Origin of the sequence: Streptomyces sp. WM6386 (genome assembly GCF_000972385.1) — a bacterium.
In the GTDB taxonomy this organism is placed as follows: domain Bacteria; phylum Actinomycetota; class Actinomycetes; order Streptomycetales; family Streptomycetaceae; genus Streptomyces.
Genome location: NZ_JXTE01000093.1, coordinates 37,731 through 48,376 on the forward strand (window position 1 = coordinate 37,731; position 10,646 = coordinate 48,376).

Annotated in this window: 9 protein-coding genes and 3 pseudogenes; 1 reads left to right on the forward strand and 11 read right to left on the reverse strand. The window is 70.6% G+C overall.

The window, feature by feature from the left end; genetic code table 11:
- Positions 1 to 9: 9 nt before the first annotated feature.
- The 10 genes and pseudogenes from TN53_RS36665 to TN53_RS36705 all read right to left on the reverse strand — a co-directional run bounded on the left by TN53_RS36665 (position 10) and on the right by TN53_RS36705 (position 8,411).
- Entirely contained in the window at positions 10 to 777 is a 768-nt protein-coding gene (locus tag TN53_RS36665; protein ID WP_046263142.1) for an ABC transporter permease subunit, read from the reverse strand.
- Complete coding sequence (locus tag TN53_RS36670) at positions 774 to 1,691, reverse strand: ABC transporter ATP-binding protein (RefSeq protein ID WP_046263143.1); 918 nt, start codon at positions 1,689 to 1,691, stop codon at positions 774 to 776. Before TN53_RS36670 ends, TN53_RS36665 begins: the two co-directional genes overlap by 4 nt.
- Before the next feature lie 88 nt (positions 1,692 to 1,779).
- Positions 1,780 to 2,448, reverse strand: a complete 669-nt coding sequence (locus TN53_RS36675) for a response regulator (protein ID WP_046263144.1) — start codon at positions 2,446 to 2,448, stop codon at positions 1,780 to 1,782.
- Complete coding sequence (locus tag TN53_RS36680) at positions 2,445 to 3,626, reverse strand: sensor histidine kinase (protein ID WP_046263145.1); 1,182 nt, start codon at positions 3,624 to 3,626, stop codon at positions 2,445 to 2,447. The genes TN53_RS36675 and TN53_RS36680 overlap by 4 nt, the downstream gene beginning before the upstream one ends.
- Positions 3,627 to 3,700: 74 nt before the next feature.
- A pseudogene (locus TN53_RS45980) lies at positions 3,701 to 3,913 on the reverse strand (CBS domain-containing protein); the annotation flags it as partial.
- Positions 3,904 to 4,176: pseudogene (locus TN53_RS36685) on the reverse strand (hypothetical protein); the annotation flags it as partial. The pseudogenes TN53_RS36685 and TN53_RS45980, both read right to left, overlap by 10 nt.
- A gap of 160 nt (positions 4,177 to 4,336) precedes the next feature.
- Complete coding sequence (locus tag TN53_RS36690; protein ID WP_046263147.1) at positions 4,337 to 5,299, reverse strand: sugar phosphate isomerase/epimerase family protein; 963 nt, start codon at positions 5,297 to 5,299, stop codon at positions 4,337 to 4,339.
- Positions 5,300 to 5,373: 74 nt separating this feature from the next.
- Positions 5,374 to 6,393, reverse strand: coding sequence for a Gfo/Idh/MocA family protein (locus tag TN53_RS36695; protein WP_046263148.1), 1,020 nt, complete (start codon positions 6,391 to 6,393; stop codon positions 5,374 to 5,376).
- 95 nt (positions 6,394 to 6,488) lie between these two features.
- The gene (locus tag TN53_RS36700) at positions 6,489 to 7,508 is read right to left on the reverse strand and encodes a sugar ABC transporter substrate-binding protein (protein ID WP_046263149.1); all 1,020 of its coding nucleotides are present in this window, start codon (positions 7,506 to 7,508) and stop codon (positions 6,489 to 6,491) included.
- 120 nt (positions 7,509 to 7,628) lie between these two features.
- On the reverse strand, positions 7,629 to 8,411 hold the full coding sequence (locus tag TN53_RS36705) for a TIM barrel protein (RefSeq protein WP_046263150.1): 783 nt from the start codon (positions 8,409 to 8,411) through the stop codon (positions 7,629 to 7,631).
- 181 nt (positions 8,412 to 8,592) lie between these two features.
- On the opposite strand from TN53_RS36705, the gene TN53_RS36710 reads away from it, so the two are divergent.
- Entirely contained in the window at positions 8,593 to 9,627 is a 1,035-nt protein-coding gene (locus tag TN53_RS36710) for a LacI family DNA-binding transcriptional regulator (protein ID WP_046263151.1), read from the forward strand.
- A 237-nt stretch (positions 9,628 to 9,864) separates the two neighbouring features.
- On the opposite strand, the pseudogene TN53_RS36715 reads toward TN53_RS36710, so the two are convergent.
- Positions 9,865 to 10,464: pseudogene (locus TN53_RS36715) on the reverse strand (transposase); the annotation flags it as partial.
- Positions 10,465 to 10,646 lie beyond the last annotated feature (182 nt).

Sequence of the window (10,646 nt, forward strand, 5' to 3'; positions counted from 1 at the left end):
GGCCTGTTGTCATGTGTCCCGCCTGTGCAGCACCGCACCCGCGAGCAGGAGCAGCGCCGCCGTGCCACCGGCGACCAGCAGGAGGGACGGCCAGGGACCAACGCTCCCGACCGTGTCCGCCGTGGCGTCCGAGGTCTGCGTGAGTTTCTGCAGGACGGCCGTCGGCGAGGCCCCGGCGATCCAGCGTCGGGCGCCGCCGAAGAGCGGACCGAGGAGGGAGGGCAGGAGCAGCAGACCGATGACGGTGCTGACGGCGCCTGCGGAGTGCCGCACGAGGGTGCCGACGGCCAGGCCGAGCAGTGCGGCCACGGCGAAGGAGGCGGCGATGCCGAACAGGGCGGGCCACGGCTCCCCTTGGCCATATCGGTCGTCCTCCAGCATCGCGTCGCCGACGAGGCAGGCGAGGGTGCAGGAGGGCAGGGCGACGGCATACGTCACTCCCGCCATCAGCGTCGCCTTCGCGGCCAGTACCGTGCCCCGGCGCGGGTTGGCGGCGAAGGTCGTGCGGATGCTGGCGGTGCCGTACTCGCCGGTGATCAGCAGCGCACCGACCACGGCGGCAAGCAGTTGGGCGATCACGGAGAGGCTGAGGCTGGCGCCGAGCACGGTGTCGTCCGGCTGCAGGCTCCTCGTGGCCGCGACGAACACCGCGCCCAGCACCGGCACGGCGGCGGTCGCCACCGTCGTCCAGATCAGGGAGCGCACGCTGCTGAACTTGATCCACTCGTAGGCGAGTGCCTGTGGAAAGCCGGCCCGCGCGTGCGTGAGGGTCGTCATCGCACGGCCTCCTGCCGGGTCCGGTATTCCGCCGCGTCCTGCGACAGGGCCGTGTAGACGTCCTCCAACGAGGAGTGCACGGGGGTGAGTTCGTGGACGGCGAGGCCGTGGTGCCGGGCCAGGTCGCCGATCACGGCCGCGTCGAGGCCGTCCACCCGCCAGCCACCCGGGGCGTGCGGGCGTACGGTCGCCCCCTCGGCCAGCAGAAGCTCGCGCAGTTTCTCCGCCTCTGGGGAGCGGACGACCGTATGGGCGCGGGAGTTGGTGTCGATGAAGTCGCGCACGGTCGTGTCCGCCAGCAGCCTGCCGCGGCCGATCACGATCAGATGGTCGGCGGTCAGCTCCATCTCGCTCATCAGGTGACTGGAGAGGAAGACCGTACGGCCTTGTGCGGCAAGGGACTTCAGGAGAGTGCGGATCCAGCGGATCCCCTCGGTGTCGAGACCGTTGACCGGCTCGTCCAGGATCAGCACCTCCGGGTCGCCGAGCAGTGCGGCGGCGATGCCGAGACGTTGGGCCATACCGAGCGAGAACCCCTTGACGCGCTGTCCGGCGGCTTCGCCGAGACCGGTCAGGTCCAGGACGTGGTCGACGCGGCGGCGGGGGAGACCGTTGCTCGCCGCGAGGCCGACCAGGTGCCGGTACGCCGTACGGCCGCCGTGCACGCCCTTGGCGTCCAGCAGACAGCCGACCGTCCGCAGCGGAGCCGCGAGCCGGGCGTACGGTCGGCCGCCGACGGTCACCGTGCCCGCGCTCGGCGCGTCCAGGCCCAGGATCAGCCGCATGGTGGTGGACTTGCCGGCGCCGTTCGGTCCGAGGAAGCCGGTCACCCGGCCCGGCCGCACGGTGAATGACAGCCCGTCCACGGCGGTCTTGCCGCCGTACCGTTTGGTGAGTTCCGTCGCTTCGATCACGCCCTCGACGTTAGGGAGCGACGAGGGTTCGGGCATCCGACCGCGGGAGTCGGTCGCTACTGCGGCGGGAGTAGGCAGAGCGACGCCATTACACCTCTCCCGCCCTGACCAGCCCCGTCTCGTACGCCAGCACCACCAACTGGGCCCGGTCCCGCGCGCCCAGTTTGATCATCGCGCGGCTGACATGGGTCTTCGCGGTGAGCGGGCTCATGAGCAGCTCGCGGCCGATCTCCTCGTTGCTCAGCCCGGCCGCGACCAGCCCCATCACCTCGCGCTCCCGCTCGGTGAGCACGGCCAGCCGCTCGGCGCCGTCCGTCTCCGGGCCCTTGAGACGGGCGAACTCCTCGACGACGGAGCGGGTGACGGCCGGGGCGAGAAGGCTCTGTCCGGCCGCGACCGTACGGATCGCCGCACGCAGGTCGTCCGGCTCGATGTCCTTGAGCAGAAATCCCGCCGCGCCATGGCGCAGGGCCTCGAAGACGTAGGCGTCGACCTGGTAGGTGGTCAGCACGAGTACGCGTACGGCGTCCAACTCGCCGTCGGCGGCGATGCGACGGGTGGCCTCGATGCCGTCAATGCCGGGCATGCGGATGTCCATGAGGACCACGTCGGGCCGGGTCAGCCGTACCGCCTCCACGGCCTGCGCCCCGTCCGCCGCCTCCGCGACCACCACCAGGTCGTCGGTCAGGTCCAGCAGGGCCCGGAAACCCGCGCGCACCACCGTCTGGTCGTCCGCGAGCACTACGCGCACGGTCACGATCCCTCTCCTCCGCCGTCGTTGACCGGTAATTCGGCCCGCACTCTGAAGCCGCCGACAGGTACCGGCCCATACTCGATCCTCCCCCCGGCCGCCACCGCGCGCTCCCGCATACCGATCAACCCGAAGCCGCCCACCGCCATCTCGCCAGGCCGTCCGTCGTCGACGACCTCCACCACGAGCATCCCGTCCTGCCGACGGACGAAGACCGCCGCGCGCCGGGCACCGGAGTGCTTGACGACGTTCGTGAGCGCCTCCTGCACGATCCGGTAGGCAGCCAGTCCCACCACCGGCGGCACGTCCTCAGCCACTCCCTCCTGCCGGAGCGTGATCTCGGTGCCACCGCCCGCGAACCGGCCCGTCAGTTCGGCGAGTCGGCCGATGCCGGGCGCGGGCTCCACCGGGTCGCCACTCGCAGGGTCGCGCAACACCCCGACGGCGGCCCGCAGCTCCCGTACCGCGTCCTTGCCCGAGTCGCGTACTTGCCGCATCGCCTGCCGGGCCATCTCCGGCTGGGCCTCGAACGCGTCCAGGGCCACGCCCGCCTGCACGGTCATCGCCGTGACGGTGTGCGCGACGACATCGTGCAGCTCCCGGGCGATCCGCACCCGCTCCTCACGCACCCGCCGCGCCGCCTCCCGCTCCCGCTCCTCCTCCGCCCAGGCTGCTCGCGCCGCGTACTCGTCCAGCAACTGCCGTCGCATACGCACCACTTCACCGAGCAGCAGCGGCACCAGCGGCCACAGCATCTCCAGCACCGGCAGACCCTGCGGGTTCACCACCTCGCTGCCGACCCACAGTGCCACCCCTCCCGAGGCGAGGGAGGCGATCAGCCCGGTCCACAGGGTGCGTCGCCGGTCGCCCCGCACCGCCACCGTGTACAGGGCCACGAGTGTCGGCAGGTTCAGCAGTTCCCCGATGTGCCCGTACAGCGCCCAGCCCGCGCACGCCGCGCCGGTCACCACCGCCACCGGCACCGGCCACCGCCGGCGCCACACCAGGGCGAGCAGCGAGATCACGAGCAACAGCCAGGTGAACCAGTCCGCTTGGCGGTACTCGGGTTCGTTCGCTGCCGCGTCCAGTCCGGTGAACCACCCGACGACGCCCACCACGAGCAGATCCACGGTGCCCGGCGACAGCGTCCGGAACCGGGCGGAGAGACGGTCGAAGGTCGTCACGTCCCCACCGTAGGAGCGGCAGTCCCGGGGCGCATACGCCGACGGGAGTACCGCTCCTCGGTCTGTCCGCCGTCTCAGGCCGTCTGCGGATGCAGCAGCCGCGCCAGCAGGTCGTCCAGCGTGACCAGTCCGGTGAGCCGGCCCGTGTCGTCGCGGACGACGGCCAGGGAGGCGCGGCGGCGGCGCAGCAGCTCGATCGCCTCACCGACGGTGTCCTGCGCGGTCAGCTCGGGCACCGGCCGCGCGAGATCCCGCGCGGTGACGACCCGGCCCCGGGCGCGTGCGAGAGCATGGGCAGTCCGCCGGGCTGGTCGACGACCTCGCCGACGATCCGCGCCGCCAGTTCCCGCTCCACCAGCAGCCCGGCGGCCTGCGCCGGCTTGGTCACCACCTCGCGCAGCTCGTCCGCCGTCATCGGCCCGAGCAGCAGCCCGGCGCCGGATACCGCGTCGGCCAGGCCCCGGTGCTCGGAGCAGCGGGCGTAGAAGTCGGCCCGTACGGTGATCAGGACGCGCAGTCGGCTGCTCGGGTACCGCGCGGCGAGCAGCAGGCCGGTGGCGAGCAAGTACACGAATCGGTACTCAGCAGAGTACGAACGGGACGCGATCGAGCTCGTGGGTAGTCGGGCCGGACGGTGACCGAGACGGCCCGGGAGCTCGAGATCAGCTCGGAGTCGTTGCGGGGCCGGGTTGACCCAAGCTGAGGACGGCTCAGATCTCCTGGGGCTTGTAGGAGCTGGGGTCGCGCAGGATGACGCGGCGCAGCAGGTCGACAGTTTTGGTGACGCCCTCGACGGGGGACACAAGAACGTCCTCGTGCTCGATGCTCAGGACATCGTCGTAGCCGGCTCGGCGCAGGGCGAGGCAGAAAGCGCGCCAGAACGCGTCGTCGTGGCCATAGCCGAGGGTGACGTAGTTCCAGGAGCGTTCCTTGGCGGCCATGACCGGCAGCGTCTCCAGCCTGCTGGTCAGGGCCTGGCGGGAAGGTTCCAGCCGGGTGTCCTTGGCGTGCACGTGGTAGATCGCCTCACCCAGGGCCTCGATGGCGGCCAGCGGGTCGGCGCCCATCCACATCAGGTGACTGGGGTCGAAGTTGGCACCGACCACGGGCCCGACCTCCTCACGCAGGCGCAGGAGGGTGGGGACGTTGTAGACCGCCTGGTGGGCATGCATCTCCAGAGCGAGCTTGGGTACGCCCCGGTCACGGGAGTGGGCGACGAGGTCTCGCCAGTACGGGAGTACGACCTCGGTCCATTGCCACTCGAGGATCTGTGTCGTCTCCGGCGGCCAGGAGACCGTGATCCAGTTGGGGTTGGCGTCGCCCGGCCCGCCCGGCAGCCCGGACATCATCACCACGCGGTCGACGCCGAGGAGCGGGGCCAGAGCGATCGTCCTGCGCGCGACCTGGTCGTGCTCGCGGCCGCTGGGCCCGGGGTGCAGAGGGTTGCCTGAGCAGGTGAGGGCGCTGATCGTGAGCCCTCGGTCGGCGACCTTGGCCAGCAGTTCACGGCGCGCGCCGTCGCTGTCGAGAAGCCGGTCGATGTCGATGTGCGGGGCGGTGGACCAGGCGCCGGTGGCGAACTCCACGTGGTCCAGGCCGAGTTCGGCGGCCAGGTCCAGAGTCTCGTCGAGCGTGAGGAGCCCGACGCTGTCGGTGTTCAGACCGATCTTCAAGATGCGTCCCGTCTGCGGTGTGGTCGGGCGGGGAGCGGTCGTTCCCCGCTGGTTCGGTGTGCCGGCGGTGGGGGTCAGATGTAGAGGGCTGGGCGGTCGGCGAGTTCCACCTCGACGCGTCGGCCCTCGGTCTGGGCGCGGATGCCCGCCTCGCAGACCGCAGCCACGGCGTAGCCGTCCCAGGCGCTGGGGCCGGTGACCTCGCCGCGCCGGGTGGCGTCGATCCATACCTGGACCTCGCGGTCGTACGCTTCCTCGAACCGCTCGACGAAGCCGGGGGTGACCGTGCCGCCCCAGCGTCCGCCGGTGCTGACGAGCATGTCGTGCCGGTCGCCGATGCGGGCGATGCCGTGCTCGCACACCGCCTCGGCCTGGACCTGGTAGCCGTAGCGGGCGTTGACGTATATCTCGACGTCGACCAGGGCGCCGCCGTCGGTTTCGAAGACGACGAACTGCGGATCGGCCAGCCCTTCGGGCGCGTTGCCGGAGGGCCGCGGCCGCAGCACCGTGACGGACGTGATCTCCTGGCCGAGCAGCCAGCGGGTGATGTCCATCTCGTGGGTCACGGAGTCGTTGATGAGCATGGCGCTGGTGAAGTCCGGCGGGCAGGACGGGTTGCGGTGCCGGTTGTGCAGCATCAGCGGCCGGCCCAGTTCCCCGCTGTCCAGCAGCGCTTTGAGCTTGATGTACTCGCGGTCGTAACGGCGCATGAAGCCCACCTGCACCCGGCGGTGCCCGAGCCGCTGCTCGGCCTCCAGCACGCGCAGGGCGGAGGCGGCGTCGGGGGTGAGGGGCTTCTCGCACAGGACGGGCAGGTCGTGCTCGAACGCGGTGAGCAGTGCAGCCTCGTGGGCGACGCCCGGGGAGGCGAGCAGCACCGCGTCGACGTCGGGTGAGGCCATCGCTTCCGCGACGTCGCCGTAGGCCGCGCATCCTTCGACGTCGGCGGCGACCGTCTTGGCGCGATCGATGTCGACGTCGACGACGGCGGTCACATGGGCGCCGCTGGTCACCTCGCTGATCCGGCGTACGTGGTCGGCTCCCATACGGCCGGCGCCGATCACGGCGACTCCGAGGGAGGTGCGGTAGGTCATCTGGTTCCTTGACTTGAGGGTGGGCGATGGCGGTGACGGTCAGCAGTGGGCCGGCCGAACCCACATGGGTCCGGCCGTGACCCGGGTCGCAGGCGTCACCGTGTTCCCTTGGCCGCGAACGTGGCGACGGCGGCGACATTGGACTTGTCGACGAAGGCCGGGCCGGTCAGCACGGGTGCCACGCCACCGCCGCTGTAGTTGCCGTTGTTCTTGTAGAGCCAGAGGGAGTCGACCGCCAGGTAGCCCTGCAGGTAGGGCTGCTGGTCGACGGCGAACTGGATGCTGCCGCCCTGGATCGCCTTCACGAGCTCCTTGTTGAGGTCGAAGGTGGCGACCTTGGCCTTGCTGCCGCCGTCGGACACCGCCTGCGTGGCGGTCAGCGCGACCGGGGCGGCGAGGGTGACGACGTAGTCGATGGAAGGGTCCTGCTTGAGCTTGGCGGTGATGGTCGACCGCACGGACGGCATGTCGGCGCCGTTGACGAACAGGTTTTCCGTCGTGCCCGAGAAGCCCTTCTTGACGCCCGCGCAGCGTGCCTCGAGGGCGACCTGGCCCTGTTCCTGAATGACACAGGCGACCTTCTTGGCACCGAGGGAACTCAGCTTCTTGCCGACCGCCTCGCCCGCGACGGTCTCGTCCTGGCCGAAGTACTGGAGCAGGCCCTGCTTCTGCCAGTCGTCCACACCGGAGTTGAAGCCGACCACGGGGATACCGGCCTGCACAGCCTTGGCCACGGTGTCCTTCATGGCGTCGGGCTTGGCGAGGGTCACGGCGATGCCGTCGACCTTCTGATCGATCGCGTTCTGCACCAGGTTGGCCTGGTTGCCCGCGTTCGGGTCGGACGTGTAGATCAGCTTGATGTTGTCCTTCGCGGCTGCGGCCTGGGCGCCCTTGCGGATGGTGTCCCAGAACGTGTCACCGGGGACGGCGTGGGTGATCATCGCGATGGTCATGCGGGGCGTGGTGGCCTTGCCGGCAGATGCGCCACCGGCGCTCTCCTCCGACTTCTTGCCGCCCGAGTTGCTGGAGCAGCCGGCGAGTGCCAGGACTGTACTGGCGGCCACGGCCACCAAGACGGTGAATCTGCGGGAGCGGGAGGAAAGCGAGCGGTTCATTTCGGCACCTCACTGTGCTGACTTGCGGGAAGGGGTGATCCACCGGCGGGACGCGAACACATCCCGTTGCGGGTCGGGCGGGGAGCTATGGGGTGGCCTGCTGTGTGACTCGGGGTGGGATCAGAGGGTGAACGCGGCGCGGAACCGCTCCATGGCGGTGTGACTGTCGCCGGAGGGCCATGCCTCCAGGGCGACCGTGCCGTCGTAGCCGAGGTCGGTGAGGGCGCGGGCGACGGCCGGATAGTTGATCTCTCCGGTGCCGGGTTCGCAGCGGCCGGGCACGTCGGCGACCTGGATCTCTCCGATCAGGCCGGCGCCGTGCGCGCGGCGGATCAGTTCGATGAGGTTTCCCTCGCCGATCTGGGCGTGGTACAGGTCCAGATTCATCCGCAGACCGGGCCGATCGACTGCCGCGACCAGGGCGTAGGTGTCGGCGGCCCGCGCGAACGGGACGCCGGGGTGGTCGACGGCGGTGTTGAGGTTCTCCAAGGTGAAGGTGACGCCCGCGCTCTCACCCAGTTCGGCCAGGCGGGTGAGCGTGCGGTGGGCGGTGATCCACATGTCGCCGGTGGCCTCGTCGGTCACCGGCACCACGGGCAGGCCCTCGCTGTCCAGGCCGGTGCCGTGCAGGTTGAGCCGGGGGCAGCCGAGATGCTCGGCCGCCTTGATCGACTCCTCGGCTGTGCGCAGGAGTTCGGCTGCGCCGTCCGGGTCGGTCAGGGTGCCGCGGATGTAGCCGGTCATCGAGGAGAACTCGGCGGGGGTCTGGGCCAGTGCGTTCAGGTCGTGCCGGGTCCAGTCCCAGATCTCCACCTGGAAGCCGGCCTCGTGGATGCGCCGGGCCCGCTCCTCGATCGGCAGGTCGCGGTAGACCATCTCGGCACAGACCGCCAACGTGTACATCGCAGCTCCAGACTTATAACGTTCTAAGAGAACAGGAGCAGTACGCCAGGCGCCGGGAAGCCTGTCAAGGGTTTGTGCGGACATTTGATTTATAACGTTGTAACAACGCTGATCAGCGCGTGTCCTGCTTGGCCCGGTCTACGATCACCTCGGAGAAGACCCTCGAGCAGGAAGGCCGACGGTGCCATCGCGCTCTGCCGTACCGGACGGAAAGCGGCCGACGCTCAGCGACCTCGCGGCGCGGGCAGGTGTCTCCGTGCCGCTTGCCTCCATGGTCATGCGCGGTGCCAAGGGGCCCAGCGCGGCAAGTCGCGAGCGGGTGCTGCGGGCTGCGCAGGAGATCGGCTACCGGCCGGACAGCAGGGCCCGCCTCCTGCGCAGCAGCCGCTCGCACCTGGTGGGAGTGCAGTTCGACCTGCGACAGCCCTTTCACGCCGACATGGTTGAGGCGCTTTACGCCGCGGCGGGGGTGGCCGGCTATCAGATCGCGCTCAGCGCCGTCACTGCGAGCCGCAGCGAACAGGAGGCGGTGGAGATGCTGCTCGCCGACCGCTGCGAAGCGCTGATCCTGCTCAGCCCCCATGCCCCGGCGGCCCGGCTGGCAGAACTCGCGGCGCAGCTTCCCGTCGTCTCCGTGGCCCGCCGGCTGCGTCCGCTCGCCGACGGTGTCGACGTCGTCCGCGCGGCCGACGACGAGGGCGCCCGCCAGGCGGTCGACCACCTCGTGGCACTGGGCCACCGCGACATCGCCCACATCGACGGGGGCAGGGCGCCGGGCGCGGCCGACCGGCGCCGCGGCTACAAGTCGGCCATGCAGCACCACGGCCTCACCGACCGCGTCCGCCTCGTGCCGGGCGGGCTGACCGAGGACCACGGCGCGGCAGCCGCACGAACACTCCTGGCCGAGGCAGCCCGCCCCACCGCCGTCCTCGCCTTCAACGACCACTGCGCCATCGGCGTCCTCGACACCTTCCTGCGCGCCCGTATCCCTGTGCCCGACGAGATCTCGGTCGTCGGATTCGACGACAGCCACCTCGCCCGCCTCGCCCACGTCCAACTCACCACGGTCGGGCAAGAAGCCCGCCAGCTGGCGCGCCGGGCCGTGAGCCGGGCCGTCGCCCGGCTGGAGGGTGGGGCGGCGGACGACGAACGAGAAGTCGTCGTCACACCACACCTCGTCATACGAAGCACCACCAAAGCACCTTGCCGCTCCTGACCCGCGCTGCTCCAGTCCCGGCCCGATCTGGTCGACGTGCCACCGCGGCCCCAAAGGACCCCCCGCGGCCGTCCGCCGAGGAACCCGCCTCCATCCAGGCGGACGCGCGAGCCAAGGAGGCAGGCAAGCGGACGAACGCGAGCCGCCGCCTTGGATCGCGCTGTTCAGACACCGCACCACCTGGGGCATGGAACGGATTGACATGAAGCGGATCGGTCGGCCGCCTGAGCTTGGCGTCTATCCTCGCTGAGCTCGGTGCTCCTTGATCGATTCGGCGCGTTTGGCCGTCTTGCCGACGTCGTGGTGCCTGGCCCGGTGCTTGTTCTTCGAGCCGGCAGGCCGTCCCGGTCCTGGCCGGGACGGTTTCGGTGCGGCTGCCGGACGGGCCATGGTCACGCGGACGTTGCCAAACCCGCGCCGCCCCCGGGCCAGGGTGAGGCGGCGGGGTTCGGTGCGGCGTTCCCAGGGGCGGCGCAGGTCCTCGGTGATGGGACGGGCGAGACGGAGCTGGGTGTGGGCGGCGATGACGAGCCAGGTCCACAGGTCGGCGGTGCCCACGTGGCGGATCTTCGGTGCGGTCCAGCCGAGGGTCTGCTTCCTCAGCCGAAAGGTGTGCTCCAGGTCGAAACGACGCAGGAACGACTGCCACCAGCGGCCGATGTCCGCAGGTGTGGCACTGTCTGCCGAGGACCACAGCCAGACGGGTTCCGGGTCGCGTTCGCCCGGCAGGTGCTCGACCATCAGCCGGATCAACGTGCCGTGGAGGATGGGTAGTTCCTCGTGGGCGTGCTCCAGCCAGGGGCCGCGGTGGGTGAGTCCGGGGTGCATCCGGTCCCAGATGGTTGGTAGCCGCGGCACCGGTCACGGCTCACCGCCCCGACGAAGCCGCCTGTTGCGCGCTGGGCCGGTACGCCAGGCATGTCAGGCCAGGGCCCGGCCGGTGCCCGCGACGACCTCGGGACGCAGCAGGTCGGCGAGGGTCTCGGCGGGCAACAGGCCCTTCTCCAGGACGAGTTCGG

Coding starts and splice junctions, on each gene's coding strand:
- TN53_RS36705 (WP_046263150.1), bottom strand. CDS start 8,411: ATGTACACGTTGGCGGTCTGTGCCGAGATGGTCTACCGCGACCTGCCG.
- TN53_RS36695 (WP_046263148.1), bottom strand. CDS start 6,393: ATGACCTACCGCACCTCCCTCGGAGTCGCCGTGATCGGCGCCGGCCGT.
- TN53_RS36665 (WP_046263142.1), bottom strand. CDS start 777: ATGACGACCCTCACGCACGCGCGGGCCGGCTTTCCACAGGCACTCGCC.
- TN53_RS36700 (WP_046263149.1), bottom strand. CDS start 7,508: ATGAACCGCTCGCTTTCCTCCCGCTCCCGCAGATTCACCGTCTTGGTG.